The organism is Myxococcus eversor (assembly GCF_010894455.1).
Taxonomy (GTDB): domain Bacteria; phylum Myxococcota; class Myxococcia; order Myxococcales; family Myxococcaceae; genus Myxococcus; species Myxococcus eversor.
Genome location: NZ_JAAIXY010000003.1, coordinates 307,317 through 323,754, shown reverse-complemented (window position 1 = coordinate 323,754; position 16,438 = coordinate 307,317). Strand labels below are relative to the sequence as shown.

Below are 16,438 nucleotides of genomic sequence, written 5' to 3'. Positions count from 1 at the left end.
ACGGTCAGGTCACGACCGGTACCAGGGATGCGTCAGGTTCGTCGGGAGCAGGGTGCCCCAGCCCGCGTCAATCACCACCGGTCCCCGGCCCGGCTTGCCGTAGACGTCCACGGGGGCATCCGCCACCCCATGGTCGAAGGGGTACTGGAGTTGAGCGCGTGTCGTCATTCGGGTCCTTCCTCGGACGGGCGAGAGTAGGTGGGGAGCACCGTGACCGAAAGCCGCGAAGCAGACCTGCCTCCGCATCGCTGGCCTCCCCTGACCAGAAGGGCGAAAGTCGGCGGAGGCGGAGGGCACTTGCCCTGCAGAGGAGCACGTGATGCCGAAGTCGGAAGGACCACACCGGCTGGGTGCGTGGAGCTGTGCGCTGGGGTTCTTGCTGATGCACGGTGCCTGCTGGCTTCGCCCCGAGCCTCCCGCGACGGACGCGGGCTCTGCTGTCGCGGCGCGGTCCGAGCCCCCACCGTCTTCAGCCCCGGGCGGGGTTCGTGAGCCGCCCGCTGGTGGCCTCGCTCCGTCCGCCGTGGCTTCGCGTGACGCCAGGCTCGCGGTGCCCTCGTCCGCCGATGGAATCACGGTGTCGGGCATCTCCGCGGAATCGACGCCGGATGGAGGCACACGCGCTGCGGAGTCACCTGGCCTTCTCGCGTGCGCGGAAGTCTGGCGCGCGGCCCGGGTGGACGTGGCTTTCAAGGAGACGCCGGAGACGCGCTCCATCCAGCGCACGGGCCCACGGCTGGAGCGACGGTTCACCGTGGCCCGACAGCTCAGAGGTGCATACCGCCATGGGGACCAGTGGGCCTCGGTGCTGGAGTACGAGGCAGACGAGACACGCGGAGGCGTGAGCTACGGACTCACCGTTCCAGAGGTACTGGCGGACCTGACGGGACGGACCGTGGGCTGGGCCAGCCACCGCGAGCCCGCGAGCTGCGTCTCCAGCGACGGAGAGCATCCCGAACTCCTCTCGGGCGACACGCTCCGCGACGCGGACGGAGGGCTCTTGCTTCTCACGGTACCGAGCGCGCCCATCACGCCAGAAGGCGAAGTCCTGCTGCCCACGGGACTGGTGCCGGAGCTGCGAGTCCGGTGGGAACTTGCCGGCTGCGAGCGCCGAAAGGACGCACGCACCCGGGGCGCACGGCTTCGGTTCGAGGATGCCCGGAAGCGTGGCGCATCACCCGTCACTGTCTCTGTTGGAGAGACGAAGCGACTTCTGCTGGGAGGTGTCCGCTACGAGGTGCGCGTGGCGAGAGCGCAGGCGGACGCTTCGGACCGCTGTGGACAGGCGGTGTTCACAGTGTTCCGAGAGGGGCTCCGCGAGGAGTTGTAGTCTTCCCGTGCCTCGGGAGGCCGCGCGGACACGTCGATGCTCAGTCGACCCCGTACACTCGGCTCGGGGTTCCTTCATAGTCGGTGATGCGCTCGAACCGCAGCCCGAGTCGCTCCGCGACGCGGAGGGACGGTGCATTCTCCGGATGGATGATGGCGACGAGGGGCACATCGGGGAGGTGTCGCCGGGCCTGCTCCACGGCGACGCGCGCGGCTTCCGTCGCATAACCCAGCCCCTGGGTCCGAGGCGCGAAGCGATAGGCGAGGTTCAACACCGTCCGACCCTCGAACAGCTTGTGGCGCACGCCGCAGACGCCCACGACGACGCCCGGTGTCTCTCGTTGCTCCACGGCCCAATACCCCACGCCGTGTTTCGCCCAGTCACTCAACCACAGCGCCAGCAGCTCTCGCGCGGCGTCCAACGAGCGCAATGGGCCGGAGGGGTTGAAGCGAGACGTCTCCGGGTCGCCATGGAGTGTGAACACCGCGTCCAGGTCGGTCTCGCGAAACGGCCGAAGCAGCAGCCGTTCCGTCGTCGTGCTCTCGAAGCCGTGAATCATGGCCGGCATCTTGTTCCGAGGTGCCCGCGCTCGCCACGGGAGTTCTCTGGGGGCCAGCGGTGCACGCGTCCGCACGGGAGGTGGGTCAGCTTGGGCTTGGGGATGGCGGCGAGCGTAGCGGTGAGGTCACCCCCCAGGCGATGAAAGACCTGGAGAAAGAAGAGCGTCGGGAGTTGGGTAGACGCACCTGTCCGCGAATCACTCTTCCTGGACGTCTCCGGCCGGCTGTCGAAGCCGAGGTCATCCAGGAAGGAGAGCACGTCATGCACGCCAAGCAGCAGGCGAGGGGCGTTGCATCCGTGGAGGACTACATGGCGCTGGCCGTCGCGCCCCCACTTCACGCTCCATCCCGAGGCCGTCGCATGCTTGAGATAGCCGTTGAAGGACTTCTGACCGGTGGGAAGTCGCAGCAACTCGCGCAGGAGCTGCGCCAGCACACCTCGGTCGTGGATGGGCTGGCTCTTCTGAGGGCCGCGCCGGAAGTCCCGTCGCGACAGCTCCACGGTGCTCAGGAAGTGCTCCACGCCTTTCAAATGAGAAAGCGCGTGATGCCCGATGAGACCTGGAGGAAGTGCTCCTCTCACCAGCCCCAGTCGCAAGTCGCGAGGCTGCTTCAGGGTTCGTCGCTTCGCCCACCGGATGAAGGGGTTGACCTTGTCGGCCTGACGACGCCAGAACACCACCCCTCTCATGTCGGAGGAGGAATCGTCATCCAGCTCCGCGCAGTCCTCGGAGAGCTCGGGGGCTCGGATGAGCTGGGCGATCCGGGTGCTGCTCGTACGGCGGGCGCGCCGACTCACGTTCACGCGATTCTTGCGCGCCTCCCGACGGCTGGTGGAGGGCAACAGGCTGCGTGCCATCTCGAAGGCCTTGTCTTCGCCGTAGCGCATCGGGTGTCTCCCTTGAGCGTCAGCGACGCGAGGGCTTCCCACTCCTGACTGGAGGAGGGTGAGGACACCCCTACCGACAGGAGCCCGCGGATATTCTGTGCGGGCGACTACGCCTTCATCGACTCCGGCAGCACCCAGTCCGGTTTGAGGCGCTGGATGACCTTGGCCAGGTTCTCCTTGTCCTGGGCCTTCTCCAGCGCGGCGTCGGGCGTGATGATGTTGTCGCGCACCAGCCGCTCCAGGTGCATGTCGAGCGTCTGCATGCCCTGGCCCTGGCCGGCCTGCATCTTGGACGCAATCTGGAAGACCTTGCCCTCGCGAATCATCGCGGCGATGGCCGCGCCGCCCACGAGGATTTCCAGCGCCGCCACGCGGCCCTTGCCGTCCGCCGTCTTGATGAGCTGCTGCGCGACGATGCCCGCCAGGCTCTCCGCCAGCATGCCGCGCACCTGCTGCTGCTCGTCCGCCGGGAACGAGTTGATGATGCGGTCGATGGTCGCCGGCGCGCTGTTGGTGTGCACCGTGGCGAACACCAACACGCCGAAGCTCGCCAACTGGAGCGCCAGCTTCATCGTCTCGTTGGTGCGAAGCTCGCCGATGAGGATGACGTTCGGGTCCTCGCGGCCCGCCGAGCGGATGGCCGTGGCGAAGCTCGACGCGTGAGGCCCCACCTCCCGGTGCGTCACCTGCGCCCGAGCGGACTCGTGCACGAACTCCACCGGGTCTTCAATGGTGAGGATGTGCGCGGGGCGCGTCTGGTTGATGTGGTTCACCATGCCCGCGAGCGTCGTGGACTTGCCGCTGCCCGTGGGGCCCGTCACCAGCACCAGCCCGCTGCGGCGCTCGGCCAGCTTGCGGACGATTTCGGGCGTCTTCAGGTCGTCCAGCGTGAGGACCTTGCTGGGGATGGTGCGGAACACCGCCCCCAGGCCCGTCTGCTTGTAGAAGTAGTTCGCGCGGAAGCGGGCCTTCGTCCCGTAGCCATAGGCGAAGTCGAGGTCCAGCTCCTCGAGAATCTGCTGCTTCTGCGTCGGGTTGATGAGCTCGAACAGGAGCCCTTCGACTTCCGGAATCGTGAGGGGCTCCTCGCGCAGCGGCGTCAGCTCGCCACGGATGCGGCCCATGGGGGGATAGCCGGTGCTCAGGTGCAGGTCGCTGCCCTTCTGCTCCAGCAGCATGTCGAAGAGCGCGGCGATGCGCGGCGTGGTGCTCATCTCAGCCCCCCTTCCTTCCCATCAGCGAGCCCATCTTGCTGAGCAGCCGGGCGCTGTCCTGCTGCGTCTCCGGCGCCGACACGGCCGTCGTGCCCGGCCGCTTCCCCGTCACCACCGCCTCCAACTCGTCCGGGTTGTCCACGAAGCCCTTGGCCACTTCCAGCTTCACCTTCTGCGCGCGCACCAGGTCCGCCATCGAGTCCTCGAAGCGGATGATGCCCAGGCTCTTGCCGCGCTGCTGGAGCGAGGGAATCTGGTACGTCTTGTTGTCGCGGATGAGGTTGCCCAGCGCCACCGAGCCCGGCAGCACCTCCGCCGCGGCCACCATGCTCTTGCCGTCCGCGCTCGCCATCAGCCGCTGGCTGACGATGAGGCGCAGGCCGCTCGACAGCGACAGGCGCACCTGCTGCTGGTCCGCCGGCGGGAAGAGGTCGATGAGCCGGTCAATCGTCTTCGCCGCGCTCGGCGTGTTCATGGTGCTGATGAGCAGGTGGCCCGTCTCCGCGGCGGCCAGCGCCATGCGCACCGTCTCCGTGTCGCGCAGCTCGCCCACCACGATGACGTCCGGGTCCTCGCGCAAGCTGCCCTTGAGCGCGCTGGCGAACGTCCTCGTGTGCGCGCCCACTTCGCGCTGGCTGATGAGCGCCTTCTTGCGCGGGTGGACGAACTCCACCGGGTCCTCCACCGTGAGCACGTGGTGGGACGTCTCGCGGTTGATGAGGTCCACCAGCGCCGCCAGGGTGCTCGTCTTGCCGTGGCCGGACGGGCCCGTGACGACGATGAGGCCCTGGTGGTGGTGCGTCGCCTTGGCGATTTCGACAGGCAGCCCCAGCGACTCCAGCGTGGGGATGTCGCGCGCAATCACCCGGAAGGTGCCCTTGAGGCCCGTGCGGTGGCGCGAGACGTTGACGCGAAAGCGCCCCATCTCCGGTGAGTCGAGCGAGAAGTCACAACTGCCCTCGCGCACGAGCACCGGGCGCAGTCGCTCCGGCACCACCGGCATCAACATGCCCTCCACCCGCGCCGCATCCAGCGCGCCGCCCTGGGGCACCAGCTCTCCGGCGAGGCGGAAGAGCACGGGGCGCTCGGCCACGACGTGCACGTCGCTGGCGCGGCTGCCGCGCCCCTGCTCCAGCACGATGGCCAGGTCCCTGGCCCCTCCCGACATGCGCGACGTCGCCAGCGAGCGCGCGGCCTCCTGGGCACCCGTGGGCGCATACCCGGCGCTCTGCGGCGCGGCGGCGGGAGCCGAAGGCGCTGGGGCATATCCGGGCGAGGGAGCGGCGGTCGGCGCGGGCGTATACCCGGCGCCCTGGGGCGCGGCGGTGGGCGCGGGCGCATACCCCGCCGAGGGAGCGGCGGCGGGGGCGGGCGCATACCCGGCCGATGGCGCGGCATACCCCTGGGCGACGGGGGCGGCTCGTGTCGCTGGAGCCGGAGCGGCGGCGGGCGGGGCCGCCGCGGGCGCGGTGGAGGCCTCCGCCGCGCGAGACAGTCGCAGGTGCATCAAGTCCCCTCGACGCACGGCGGCAATGGACAGCGAGCCCAGGCCATTGGCGTTGACGGACCAGTTGGAGGGCGAGTCGGAGACGCTGGATGCGCGCGCGACTCCCACCATGGCCTGGAGGGCTCGGACGACGTCGTCCGTCGTCACGGCGGCGGGGTCCACCGGCTCGTAGCCGTTGCTGCCGCGAATCATGGGAGGACGCCCGGTGGCCAGGGTCAGCTCCGTCACTCCGGGCCGCGACAGATGGCGCAACAGCTCAGCAAGGGGTTTCATGCGGATTCGAACTCGAGCTGTGACAGAGCGCGGAGCGCGGGGGACCGCAGGATAGTCGACATTGGCGCAAAAGCGCCCACCCCCTGGACGTACGTCCAACGCATCGCCGCGCGCGGTGGGCTCCACACCCACCCCGTCGAGGCAGAGAGTCGACACCTGCCTGGATGTGAAATGTGAGAGGGGGACTCCGGGGCCCAAGGGCCCGCTCGGAGCGGTGGCGGCGGGAGGCGCACGGCCCCCCGCCAGCCAGGGGCGCGCGAACTACAGCTCGCGGGACATCAGAAGCCGGAGCTTGCCGGACTTCTTGGACACCACCGTGGCCACGGTGGTGAAGCCCGCCTTGCGGTAGAAGCTCACCGCGGGGGCGTTGGACGGGTCCACTCGCAGCGCAATCGTCTTGCGGTACATGTCGCGCGCGGCTCGGAGCGCCTGCTCCAGGACCACGGCGCCCAGGCCCTTCTTGCGCAGCTCCTGCTTCACCACGATGTTGCGCAGGTACGCGGCGCCGGGCACCGGGCCGTCGCGCTCCACCGTGACGTAGCCGACGATCTGCGTCTGCAGCTTCGCCACGTGGATGTAGGGCTTGAGCTGGGCCAGGGCCTTGAGGCTGTCTTCCTGCGTCTCACCCCGGCTCTTCCAGGGTTCGGAGCTGGCGCGCAGGGCCGCCACCGCCGTCATGTCCTCGTCGGTGGGCAGGGTGAACTTCACCGCCGCCGTCAGGTCATTGGGGAGGCCCACCGCCGCTTCCAGCACCGGGGCTGGGGCCATCTCCACGCCCGGGTCCACCTGCTTCATCGTCATCGCCATCTCCTCCGTCGCTCTGCGATCCTAACCGCACCCCCGCCACCGGTGCACGCGGTCATTCCGCGCACATTGTCTTCCCAAGTGAGGAGATTGCCTCCCCCGTGGATGTGAGGGCCGGATTCCGGTCAACCCGAGCATGGCCCGTCCCATTCCAAGGATGGGCATCGCTTCCACGGCTGGCACCCAGCCGGCCTTCCGCGCCGGGCGCCTTCCCACTATAAAACCGGGGTCGTCGTTCACGGAGGGCTGGCCTCCTCATCCCGACCCCGCCCGCCCGAGTCACCCTTGCAACTCAACCACGCCCAGCGAGAGCTGACGCTCAAGATCGTCTACTACGGGCCCGGACTCAGCGGGAAGACGACCAATCTGCGCCAGCTCCATGCCCGGGCGTCGCCGGAGGTGCGGGGCCGGTTGCTGACGGTGGACACGCACGACGACCGGACGCTGTTCTTCGATCTGCTGCCCGTCTTCTTCTCCACCTCGTCCGGCTTCAAGGTGAAGGTGAAGCTCTTCACCGTGCCCGGCCAGGTCATCCACAACGCGACCCGCCGTATCGTCCTCCAGGGCGCGGACGCGGTGGTGTTCATCGCGGACAGCCGGCACGGCGCGACGGCGGAGAACAACGCCTACTGGCGCAACCTGCAGGACAACATGAAGGAGAACGGGCTGGACGTGGACCAGGTGCCCGTCGTCATCCAGTTCAACAAGAGGGACCTCCCCGACGCGCGCACGGACGCGGAGCTGGAGGAGGCGCGCAAGCGTGGCGGCGAGGCCGTCGTCGGCGCGGTGGCGCTCAAGGGCGAGGGCGTGCTGGAGACCTTCCACGCCGTGGCGCAGGCGGCCTACCGGCGGCTGGATGCCCGGGCGCACCTGGCGCGCAACGTGGGGCTGACCGAGGCGGAGTTCCTCTCCCAGGTCTTCGGGCGGATGGACCTGTCGGGCACCACGCTGGCCGGCCGCTACACCGCGGTGGGGCGGGACGAGCAGTGGGGGGGCGGGCGATGAGCGGCTATCAGGGCGCCCCGCCACCGGAGGGCTCGAGCGGTTCGCGCCGCGAGTCGGTGCTCCAGCGCCGCCTGTCGCTGGGCGAGATGTTGGATTTGCCCTCCTTCTCCGAGGTGGTGAGGAGCTTCAGCGAGCTGTACCGCGTGGGCATCAAGGTGCTGGACGCGCGCGGCACCAAGCTGGCCGACGTGAAGGTGGGCCACGGCGACTTCTGCGCCTACGTCTTCTCCTTCCCGGACGGCCGCTCGCGCTGCACGGCGACGGTGGCGCGGGTGAAGGACGGCCCGGTGCTCCCGATGCAGGGCGCGCGCGTGGCGCAAGGCGACGGCGCGGAGGAGGCGGGCCTCATCGCCCTGCCGTGCTTCACCGGCCTGCGCTACCTGGTGATGCCGGTGCGCTGGGAAGGCGACTTCCTGGGCCGCGTCATCCTGGGGCCCTTCACGCCCGAGGAGCTGGGGGACTTCCCCGACACGCTCACGGATATCTCCGGCCTGGAGCTGACGCGGGCGCAGGAGCTGGTGGCCAAGGTGCGCCGCGCGCCCGAGCGCACCGCCGCGCAGGTGCTCACGCACTTCGGCCAGGTGCTCGCCGCGCTGGTGGCCAGCGGCCACCGCACGTACCTGACGACGCAGCTCCACATCGAGGCGATGCTGGAGACGCACCGGGAGCTGGAGGCGCAGAACTCGCGGCTGGCGCAGGTCAACACCCGCCTCAAGGAGCTGGACCGGCTCAAGTCCACCTTCCTGGGCACGGTGAGCCACGAACTGCGCACGCCCCTGGCCTCCATCATCGGCTACTCGGAGATGCTGGCCGAGGGGCTGGCCGGCATGCTCAACCCCGAGCAGCTGCTCTACGTGCGCACCATCGTCGAGAAGGGCGAGTCGCTGCTCAACCTCATCTCCTCCATCCTGGACCTGAGCCAGATTGAGGCCGGCAAGCTGCGGCTGTCCATGGGCCCGGTGGACCTGGCGGGCGTCATCCAGACGGCGGTGTCCACGGTGATGCCGCAGGCGCAGCGCAAGGGCGTGGAGCTGGAGGTGCGGCTGCCGCCCCTGCCCAGGCCCCGGCTGGCGGGAGACGGTGACAAGCTGCGGCAGGTGCTCATCAACCTCCTGGTCAACGCGCTGAAGTTCACCGCCTCCGGAGGCCGCGTGTCCGTGGTGATGTCGGAGCCGGGCCCGCAGGAGCCGCTGGGCCTCTCCGGCTATCGCATCAGCGTGGAAGACACCGGCGTGGGCATCCGCGAGGACCAGTTCGAGCGCATCTTCCAGAGCTTCTATCAGGTGGACGGCAGCTCCACGCGCGAGCACGGCGGCGCGGGGCTGGGCCTGGCCATCGTCAAGAGCCTGGTGGAAGGACACGGCGGCAAGGTGTTCGTGGAGAGCGAGTTCGGACGGGGCTCGCGCTTCACGGTGGTGCTGCCCATGCAGCCGCCCATTCCGGAGCACGGACTGCTGGCCGTGTCGGCGCCCCTGCCGGAGATGCCGCCGGGGCCTGACCGCTTCTGACGCGTCAGGTCGCTTCCGGACGTCACGCCGCGCGAGACGTGTCCGGGAGCGCTCGCCCGGCGCACGCAATCCCCCCAGGAAGTGGCGCGCGAGCGTATTGTCCGCGCCCATGCTCACCGGACGTCCCCCCGCCGCCTCCTATGTGCTCATCGATGCGGAGAACATCGACTGGGCCGTGTCCAACGTTGTCGGCCGCAAACCCGAGTCACAGGACCGCGTCCAGTTCGACCGGCTGGTGGCGTTCTGCGAGAGCTACTTCCCGGCGCCCGTGCGCTGCATCGTCGTGCTCAACGCGCGGGGTGAGCAGCTGCCGGACATGATGATTGGCTTCATCCGCGCGCTGAAGTCCGCGGGCTGCGAGGTGGCGCTCCTGTACGGACGGCAGGACCAGAAGGTGGTGGACCTGGGCATCCTCAAGCTCCTGGAGTCCATCCGCGTCCAGCGGCCCAAGGCGGCGGTGGGCCTGGCCAGCCACGACGGCGGAGACTTCGCCGAGGCGCTCAAGCCCATGCTGGAGGAGAAGCGGCAGGTGGCCGTGCTCGGCCTGCGCGAGTATGTCAGCCAGCGCTTCCGCGACCTGGTGCCCTCGGGCCTCAAGATTGTCGACCTGGAGCTCAACGCGAAGGTGTTCCAGCGCCCGCTGCCCCGCCTGCTGCCCGTCAACGTGGATGAGTTCGACCCGCTGATGTTCGTGTAGCGGCCCGCCGCGAGCCGCGAGGCTCCAGGCTTCGAGTGCGCGGGCACGAACAGGTGCCCGCGCGTCCCGTCCCACGGCGAGCCGCGGGGCACCCCCGTCGGTCCATCCACTCCTGGCTTGCGAATGGTTAACGACGGCGTTAAATATTGCCCGTGAAGGAAACGAAGTTCGTTCCCACGGGAGACGGGCCATGAAGAAGGTTCCAGAGGGCTGCGCGCGCATCACCCCCGGGCTGTTCTATGTGGATGCACCGGCCGCCATCGACTGGCTGGAGAAGGCCTTCGGCTTCCAGACGCGGCTGAAGGTGGAGGGCGGGCCGGGCGTCGTCGTCCACTCGGAGCTCGTCTTCGGCGAGGGCGTCATCATGGTGAACTCGCTCAGCTCGAAGTACCCGGCGCGCACGCCCACGGCGGCGGCGGGCACCAGCGCTGGGTACCTCATGCTCTACGTGGATGACGTGGACGCGCACTGCGCGCGGGCGAAGGCCGCGGGCGCGAAAATCACCCGGGAGCCGGAGACGACGAACTACGGCGACGACTACTGGACGGACCGGGGCTACGGCGCGGAGGACCTGGAAGGCCACGCGTGGTGGTTCTCCCAGCGCGTGAAGGGCTGAAGCTTCGGAGCCTTGAGCCCATGGGAGCCGCCCGACGTCTCGACGACACCTTCGCCGCCCTGGCCGACCCCACCCGCCGGGGCGTCATCGACCTGTTGCGGGAGCAGCCCCGGCGCGCCGGTGAGCTGGCCGCCGCCTTCGACATGTCGCCCCCGGCCATGAGCCGGCACCTGCGAGTCCTGCGCAAGACAGGCCTCGTCGAGGAGGACGCCGTGGAGGACGATGCCCGCGTCAAGCTGTACCGGCTGCGGCCCGAGCGCTTCTCGGAGCTGCGCGCGTGGCTCGACGAGGTGGAGGCCTTCTGGGGGGACCAGCTCCAGTCGTTCAAGGAACACGCCGAGCGCACGCGCGGCAAGAAGCGGCCCTGAGCCGCCCCGCGAGGTCCGACGACATGACGATGGAGCAGACCGCCCGCGTGACGACCTTCCTGGAGGTGGAGCCAGACGTCGCCTTCACCGTCTTCACCGAGGAGACCGACCTCTGGTGGCGCCGGGGGCCGCGCTTCCGGGGCTCCCACGCCGCCGACAGCGTGGTGCGCTTCGAGGGCGGCGCTGGAGGCCGCCTGGTGGAAGAGGACGCGGTCGGCGTGTTCGAGATTGGCCGCGTGCTGACGTGGGAGCCCGGCGCGAGGCTGCGCTTCGAGTGGCGCGGCCGGAACTTCGCTCCCGGCGAGCTCACCCAGGTGGACGTGCGCTTCGAGCCCGCCCAGGGGGGCGGCACCCGCGTCGTCCTGGAGCACCGCGGCTGGGAGGCCCTCCGTCCGGACCACCCCGTGCGCCATGGCCAGGAGGTCTCCGCCTTCCTGGCGATGATGGGCATGTGGTGGGGAGGCCTCGCCACCGCGCTCCGCTCCCAGGCCGCCAAAGCGATACCCCCCGGGCGACAGGGATGAAAACCGTCAGGCCATAGTTTTTTAGCAATACTGACTGCGAGTGCGTATGCTGTTGAGCCTCCAACGCAGGGGGCGACAGTCATGGCGGATTATCCGTGCTGGCACTGGAATCGTGTCTTTCTTTGGCTGCTGCTCCTGGGAATGGCCTGTACCCAGTCCCCGGTGGGAGGCGGCGTCGAGGCGCCTCCGGCGGAGAGCCTGAGCACCCAGGAAGCCCGCGCTGTGACGTCCTCCTACGTGGACCTGCGGCTGCGCGTGGGGCGGGGCGTGGCCGTGGGCCGCACCTGTGGCGCCGCGAACGAGGTGACGCCCGCGTGCGGCGGCGGCAGCGGCCCGGACATGAGCTTCCACTTCATCGCCCCGTATGACGGCGCCTACACCTTCGTCACGGACCCGACCGACACCACGGACTACGACACGGTGGTGCAGGTGACGGACTGGAACAGCAGCGCCTCGCTGGGCTGCAACGACAACGCCTCGTCCTCCACGCTCACGTCCTCCGCCGTCCTCAACCTGGCGCGCAACCAGGAGGTGCGCATCACCGTGGACGGCAAGAACGGCTCGTGCGGCCGCTTCATGCTCAACATCCACGTCGTGGAGTCCGCCTGCGGCCCCTGCAACACTCCACCCGGGCCCTGCCACTCCCCCTATGGCGTCTGCTCGGGGGCGACGTGTGTCTACGAGCCCCTGGCCGCCGGCGCCTCCTGCAATGACGGCAATGCCTGCACCCTCAACGACAAGTGTGGGGCGACCGGGGCTTGTACCGGGACGACGGTGGGCTGCAACAGCCCGCCCGGCACCTGCTACGCGAGCCCCGGCACCTGCAACCCCGCCACGGGCGTGTGCTCCTACGCGGCGCGTCCCGCGGGCACGTCGTGCAGTGATGGCGACTCGTGCACGAGCGGGGACACCTGCCACGGCGGGGCCTGCTACAGCGGCCCCCAGGTGTGCTGCTCCGGTGGGGGCGTGCTCTGCAATGGCATGTGCTGCTCCCAGGGGGACTACTGCATGGGGGGGACCTGTCGGCCCAGGTGCCTGGCGCTGGACGTCGTGCGCACCCCGGAGAATCAGATGATTCCCGCCTGTCCCATGGAGGTGTTCTGACAGCCCTTGCGTGCCGTTGAGACGCACCGGTGCGTACGGATTGAACGCGCTGCATTGTTTTGTCTCGCGCCCTGGCCGCGTACCGGGAGAACGCACCCCGCGTACGCCTGGGACGCCAGAGGGGAGTGCAGTCCTGACGCACCCAGGGTCAAAGGCTGTGTGTCGCGGGTACTACGTATCTGTGTACGCTTGAACTGGCTTATGTGGGTATTGTGGCTATTCCGATTATGTCTTGTAATTATTTGTTGAATCCTTCATAAGGGCGCGCGCTGCACAGAAGTGGTGAAACCAGTTGTGTCAATTCGAAGAGGGGGAGTTCATGGACAAGCGCGTGCGGCGCTCGTGTCTTGCTTTTGCATCGATTCTGGCTCTGGCGGGCTGTAGCACGCAGGAAGACTTGCTGGAGGCGCCCGAAACGCCCCAGCCCGCGCGGACCACTCCACTCCACTCCGAGCGCGCCGGTATCGGCCTGCTGCATCAGTCGGGTGACAAGTCGCAGATGACCGGCGTGTCGGTGAACACGTTCCGCTCCCTCATCGTGACGGAGACGGCCATCCTCGCCAACTTCCCCATGCGCGACGTGTTCACCCAGCTCGCGGCGCAAGCCAACGGCTCGGGCGTGACGGCGCTGTCGCTCTTCCGCCAGCTCTGGGACACGCAGAACAACAGCCCGGGCCTCAACCAGGGTCAGCACTGCAACGACCAGACGGTCAGCGGACAGACCCTGTTCAACAGCTTCCCGTACCAGTGCCGGGCCCAGGAGGGGACGCAGGCCACCCAGGACCCGTTCACCAACCCCAACCTCGCCACCGGGTACAAGGCGGTGGGGCTGTTCAACCGCTTCGACCTGGCCCCCGCGGACGGCGCCAACTGCGGTGAGTACCGCATCGTCTTCGCGCGCAAGTCGGGCGAGACGAACGTCCTGTCGCGCAACTTCATCATCTTCGAGGGCGTGCTGCCCAACCCCCATCTGGACGAGGGGCTGGACGGCTGCCTCCCGGTGGCGGAGTTCTGGTCGGGACTTTCGAATGACCCGGACGCCAACTCGCGCTCGGCGAAGCTGCGCACCTTCTACTTCCAGGGCCTGCCGGGCTTCCGTCCCGTCGTCCACATCGACAACTACGGCGCGGACCCGGCCACCATCGCGGGACAGATTCGCACCAACCAGTTCATGCAGAGCAACTGGCTCTTGCGCGAGTTCAAGCTGCAGAAGACCTGCGGCGTGGGGGGGACCTGCACCTCGCTCAAGGCCATCATCTCCACGGACAAGGTGAACCCGTTCGGTGGGCTGTTCAACCCGGCCTCCACCCACGCCCGCGCGACGGACTTCCGCTTCTTCTTCGAGAGCCAGGTGGAGGCGCTGGCGCGCAACGACATCAACCTGTTCAACATGGACGTGCAGGACCAGTTCAACGGCGGCCAGAGTGACGCCCAGGGCGGGGAGAACAACTACACCGGCCAGTTCGGCACCGGCACGTCCGCGCTGCGCTCGCTGATTCAGGCAGAATTGACCCGCATCGGCAGCACGCTGACGCCCGTCAACATCGTCGCTCGCGCCAAGGCGCTGTCCTGCGCCGGCTGCCACGAGCTGAGCAACAGCAACCCCCTGGGTGGCGGCATCACCTGGCCCAACTCGCTGGGCTTCACCCACGTCAGCGAGCTGACCGACGCCAACGGGCCGGAGGGCATCCGCTTCCGCATCTCCCCGGCGCTCACGGACGTCTTCCTGCCTCACCGCAAGGCCGTCTTCGAGGAGTTCCTCAACCGTCCGCGCCCGTGCCACCACGTGTGCAGGCCGGGCAATCCCATCCCGACGACCTGCTCGCCGTGCGCGGCGGCCGTGTGCGAGGGCGACCCGTTCTGCTGCACCGGAAGCTGGGACTCCATCTGCGTGGACCAGGCCCGGGATATCTGTGAGCTGGCCTGCAACTAGCCACGGCGGGACGCTCGCGCGTCCCCTGGGGTCCAGGTCGTGAATCGAGCAGCGGGTCAGGGCAGATGTGCCTGGTCATGAGTCTTCAAGGGCTCCCTCCTCGTCGCTGAGGAGGGGCCCCGTTTCAAGAGAAGTCGTCTCGCGCGTTGTGGTTGTCGTTGGCAAAGGCAGTCCACTGCAGCAGAGGGGGTTACACATGAAGCCGTACTCGCGTTTCTCGGTGCCTGTTTTCGCGGCCCTGCCGCTCGTCGCGTTCGCGACGTCTGCCTGGGCCGGACCGTTGCGCTCCCCGGACCGGGGGTTGGATGGCGCGACCCTGGTGGAGGATTCGCAGTACATGCATCGCGTCCTCGGGGAGAAGTCCCCGGTGATGGGTGACGGTATCGCCATCGACCTGGCCGACCCGGGCCAGTACCGCTTCGTGATGAACCGCCTGCGTGGCTCCGGGAAGACGGCCAGCAACTCGCCCAAGCTCTTCACCCGGCTGGGGTTGGCGCGCGAGAAGGCCCTGGCGCGCAAGTCCGCTGGCAAGCAGGAGCTGGGCGCGACCCTGGTGAACAACTGGGGCTGTGACCACTTCCTCAGCATCTCCCGCGGCACGAACGCCGGCATGGTGCGCACCTACGAGAGCAACCCGTGGGCCGCGTGTGTCAACGGCGCCAGCTACGTGTACACGGACATCGTCGCGTTCAACTCGAACAACGCGGAGACGCAGACCTCGGTCGTCGACTCGGCGTCCGGCGAGGAGTACGCGGCCGGCCAGAGCTTCGACGACGTCATCGTCCGCCCGGCCATCCCCATCAACATGGACCGGCAGGTCGTCCTCGACTCGATGATGATCGCCATGAACGAGGACACGGGCGAGGAGGTCGTCACCTTCGCGCGCGGCAAGTCCAGCACGACGACGGGCGGCGCGGACCTGTCCATGGACCACCCCCGGCTGTCGGTCCCCACGAGCGGGAAGATCGCCACGGAGTTGTGTCAGATGCGCGGCGGCATCGACTGTGACTACGCCGCGGTGGGCAACACGCTGGCGCCCTCGGGCGGCAGCACGCCGACGAGCATCGCGCTGCGCAACACCGCCATCACCGCGAGCTGGGTGGGAGATGCCACCAACAACTTCGCCGTGACGCCGCCCTGGGACTTCACGCACGTGTACGTGCCCACCCAGTTCACCTTCAACGGGGGCAGCAAGGCCGGCGTCGCCTGCATCATCAAGGAAATCCTGGAGGGCTCGAAGGTCCGCCTGGTGAAGCCCATCACCGGAGGTACCTGCATCACCGAGACGTCCCTGAGGAACGTGCTGCAGAGCTCCATCAACAGCCAGACGGCCAACGTCAAGCTGCTGGCGGACTTCTCGCGCGAGACGCCCACCGCGGGCCTCGTGGAGGATTGCCGGGGGCAGACCATCATCAACCAGGCGGTGGAGTACGTCATCACCGTGAGCACCAAGGTGAACTGCGGCACCCCGACGAACACCTACGCCACGGTGACGGTGCGTTCGATGAGCGACCCGCGCTACCGCTACGGCGTCATGGTGTGGAACAGCTGCATGGCCGAGGGCACGAAGGTGGTGCTGGCCGACGGCAGCGTCGTCAACGTGGAGGAGGTCAAGCGCGGCGACCGCATGGTGACCAACGACAAGGGCGAGACGCTGACCGTGCGCGACATCCAGGTCGGTGGCGAGCTGGAGCCGATGGTGAACCTGCGTGACGACAAGGGCCACGCGGTGAGCCTCACCGACAAGCACCCGGTCATCATGGCGGACGGCAAGCCCGTGGCCGCGGGCAAGCTGAAGGTCGCCGACCGCGTCAGCACCCGCGACGGCGTGGCCACGCTGACGTCCGTCACCCGCGAGAAGTACGCGGGCAAGGTCTACAACTTCAGCCTGGGCACCAAGGAGGAGCTGGCGCGCGCGGGCAAGGGCGCCAACACGCTGTTCGCCAACGGCTTCCGCGTGGGCGACAACGCGATGCAGGGCGAGCTGACGGCCCCCGTGGCCGACTCCCGCCAGGTGCTGGAGCGTCTGCCGGCCTCGTGGCACCAGGACTACAAGCACTCCGCGTCGTTCGTGGCGGGCCAGCGCTAGTCCCGCGGTTCGCGGTG

At 68.6% G+C, this 16,438-nt stretch carries 16 protein-coding genes; 10 read left to right on the top strand and 6 right to left on the bottom strand.

Going from position 1 to position 16,438, the window contains the following annotated elements:
* Positions 1 to 9: 9 nt before the first annotated feature.
* Positions 10 to 168, bottom strand: a complete 159-nt coding sequence (locus tag G4D83_RS08160) for a hypothetical protein (RefSeq protein ID WP_163863861.1) — start codon at positions 166 to 168, stop codon at positions 10 to 12.
* A gap of 151 nt (positions 169 to 319) precedes the next feature.
* Between G4D83_RS08160 and G4D83_RS08155 the strand changes: the two genes are divergently transcribed.
* Positions 320 to 1,330, top strand: coding sequence for a hypothetical protein (locus G4D83_RS08155; protein ID WP_163864113.1), 1,011 nt, complete (start codon positions 320 to 322; stop codon positions 1,328 to 1,330).
* Between the two features lie 40 nt (positions 1,331 to 1,370).
* Here G4D83_RS08155 and G4D83_RS08150 read toward each other — a convergent pair whose 3' ends face one another.
* From G4D83_RS08150 to G4D83_RS08130, 5 genes are all read right to left on the bottom strand, one after another.
* Positions 1,371 to 1,889, bottom strand: coding sequence for a GNAT family N-acetyltransferase (locus tag G4D83_RS08150; RefSeq protein WP_240356206.1), 519 nt, complete (start codon positions 1,887 to 1,889; stop codon positions 1,371 to 1,373).
* On the bottom strand, positions 1,886 to 2,779 hold the full coding sequence (locus G4D83_RS08145; RefSeq protein ID WP_163864111.1) for a hypothetical protein: 894 nt from the start codon (positions 2,777 to 2,779) through the stop codon (positions 1,886 to 1,888). The genes G4D83_RS08150 and G4D83_RS08145 overlap by 4 nt, the downstream gene beginning before the upstream one ends.
* 107 nt (positions 2,780 to 2,886) lie before the next feature.
* Entirely contained in the window at positions 2,887 to 3,993 is a 1,107-nt protein-coding gene (locus G4D83_RS08140; protein ID WP_163864110.1) for a type IV pilus twitching motility protein PilT, read from the bottom strand.
* Between the two features lies 1 nt (position 3,994).
* Positions 3,995 to 5,773 carry a type IV pilus twitching motility protein PilT gene (locus G4D83_RS08135; protein ID WP_163864109.1) on the bottom strand — a complete coding sequence of 593 codons (1,779 nt, stop codon included), beginning with the start codon at positions 5,771 to 5,773 and terminating at the stop codon, positions 3,995 to 3,997.
* Positions 5,774 to 6,034: 261 nt separating this feature from the next.
* Complete coding sequence (locus G4D83_RS08130; RefSeq protein WP_163864108.1) at positions 6,035 to 6,574, bottom strand: GNAT family N-acetyltransferase; 540 nt, start codon at positions 6,572 to 6,574, stop codon at positions 6,035 to 6,037.
* Positions 6,575 to 6,862: 288 nt separating this feature from the next.
* On the opposite strand from G4D83_RS08130, the gene G4D83_RS08125 reads away from it, so the two are divergent.
* The 9 genes from G4D83_RS08125 to G4D83_RS08085 all read left to right on the top strand — a co-directional run bounded on the left by G4D83_RS08125 (position 6,863) and on the right by G4D83_RS08085 (position 16,421).
* Positions 6,863 to 7,582 carry a GTP-binding protein gene (locus G4D83_RS08125; RefSeq protein ID WP_163864107.1) on the top strand — a complete coding sequence of 240 codons (720 nt, stop codon included), beginning with the start codon at positions 6,863 to 6,865 and terminating at the stop codon, positions 7,580 to 7,582.
* The gene (locus G4D83_RS08120; RefSeq protein WP_163864106.1) at positions 7,579 to 9,090 is read left to right on the top strand and encodes an ATP-binding protein; all 1,512 of its coding nucleotides are present in this window, start codon (positions 7,579 to 7,581) and stop codon (positions 9,088 to 9,090) included. Before G4D83_RS08125 ends, G4D83_RS08120 begins: the two co-directional genes overlap by 4 nt.
* A 109-nt stretch (positions 9,091 to 9,199) precedes the next feature.
* The gene (locus G4D83_RS08115; protein WP_163864105.1) at positions 9,200 to 9,787 is read left to right on the top strand and encodes an NYN domain-containing protein; all 588 of its coding nucleotides are present in this window, start codon (positions 9,200 to 9,202) and stop codon (positions 9,785 to 9,787) included.
* 190 nt (positions 9,788 to 9,977) lie between these two features.
* Positions 9,978 to 10,403 (top strand): VOC family protein, encoded by a 426-nt coding sequence (locus tag G4D83_RS08110; protein WP_163864104.1) that lies wholly within the window; start codon positions 9,978 to 9,980, stop codon positions 10,401 to 10,403.
* A gap of 20 nt (positions 10,404 to 10,423) precedes the next feature.
* Positions 10,424 to 10,771 carry an ArsR/SmtB family transcription factor gene (locus G4D83_RS08105; RefSeq protein WP_163864103.1) on the top strand — a complete coding sequence of 116 codons (348 nt, stop codon included), beginning with the start codon at positions 10,424 to 10,426 and terminating at the stop codon, positions 10,769 to 10,771.
* A gap of 23 nt (positions 10,772 to 10,794) precedes the next feature.
* Positions 10,795 to 11,295 (top strand): SRPBCC domain-containing protein, encoded by a 501-nt coding sequence (locus G4D83_RS08100; RefSeq protein ID WP_163864102.1) that lies wholly within the window; start codon positions 10,795 to 10,797, stop codon positions 11,293 to 11,295.
* 81 nt (positions 11,296 to 11,376) lie between these two features.
* Positions 11,377 to 12,399 carry a hypothetical protein gene (locus tag G4D83_RS08095; protein ID WP_163864101.1) on the top strand — a complete coding sequence of 341 codons (1,023 nt, stop codon included), beginning with the start codon at positions 11,377 to 11,379 and terminating at the stop codon, positions 12,397 to 12,399.
* Between the two features lie 319 nt (positions 12,400 to 12,718).
* Complete coding sequence (locus G4D83_RS08090) at positions 12,719 to 14,332, top strand: hypothetical protein (protein WP_163864100.1); 1,614 nt, start codon at positions 12,719 to 12,721, stop codon at positions 14,330 to 14,332.
* Positions 14,333 to 14,528: 196 nt separating this feature from the next.
* Positions 14,529 to 16,421, top strand: a complete 1,893-nt coding sequence (locus tag G4D83_RS08085) for a Hint domain-containing protein (RefSeq protein WP_163864099.1) — start codon at positions 14,529 to 14,531, stop codon at positions 16,419 to 16,421.
* Positions 16,422 to 16,438: the final 17 nt, after the last annotated feature.

Excerpts from the sequence above, each read along its gene's own strand:
- G4D83_RS08160 (WP_163863861.1), bottom strand. The coding sequence starts at position 168 with ATGACGACACGCGCTCAACTCCAGTACCCCTTCGACCATGGGGTGGCG.
- G4D83_RS08155 (WP_163864113.1), top strand. The coding sequence starts at position 320 with ATGCCGAAGTCGGAAGGACCACACCGGCTGGGTGCGTGGAGCTGTGCG.
- G4D83_RS08150 (WP_240356206.1), bottom strand. The coding sequence starts at position 1,889 with ATGATTCACGGCTTCGAGAGCACGACGACGGAACGGCTGCTGCTTCGG.
- G4D83_RS08145 (WP_163864111.1), bottom strand. The coding sequence starts at position 2,779 with ATGCGCTACGGCGAAGACAAGGCCTTCGAGATGGCACGCAGCCTGTTG.
- G4D83_RS08140 (WP_163864110.1), bottom strand. The coding sequence starts at position 3,993 with ATGAGCACCACGCCGCGCATCGCCGCGCTCTTCGACATGCTGCTGGAG.
- G4D83_RS08135 (WP_163864109.1), bottom strand. The coding sequence starts at position 5,773 with ATGAAACCCCTTGCTGAGCTGTTGCGCCATCTGTCGCGGCCCGGAGTG.
- G4D83_RS08130 (WP_163864108.1), bottom strand. The coding sequence starts at position 6,574 with ATGACGATGAAGCAGGTGGACCCGGGCGTGGAGATGGCCCCAGCCCCG.
- G4D83_RS08120 (WP_163864106.1), top strand. The coding sequence starts at position 7,579 with ATGAGCGGCTATCAGGGCGCCCCGCCACCGGAGGGCTCGAGCGGTTCG.
- G4D83_RS08115 (WP_163864105.1), top strand. The coding sequence starts at position 9,200 with ATGCTCACCGGACGTCCCCCCGCCGCCTCCTATGTGCTCATCGATGCG.
- G4D83_RS08110 (WP_163864104.1), top strand. The coding sequence starts at position 9,978 with ATGAAGAAGGTTCCAGAGGGCTGCGCGCGCATCACCCCCGGGCTGTTC.
- G4D83_RS08105 (WP_163864103.1), top strand. The coding sequence starts at position 10,424 with ATGGGAGCCGCCCGACGTCTCGACGACACCTTCGCCGCCCTGGCCGAC.
- G4D83_RS08100 (WP_163864102.1), top strand. The coding sequence starts at position 10,795 with ATGACGATGGAGCAGACCGCCCGCGTGACGACCTTCCTGGAGGTGGAG.
- G4D83_RS08095 (WP_163864101.1), top strand. The coding sequence starts at position 11,377 with ATGGCGGATTATCCGTGCTGGCACTGGAATCGTGTCTTTCTTTGGCTG.
- G4D83_RS08090 (WP_163864100.1), top strand. The coding sequence starts at position 12,719 with ATGGACAAGCGCGTGCGGCGCTCGTGTCTTGCTTTTGCATCGATTCTG.
- G4D83_RS08085 (WP_163864099.1), top strand. The coding sequence starts at position 14,529 with ATGAAGCCGTACTCGCGTTTCTCGGTGCCTGTTTTCGCGGCCCTGCCG.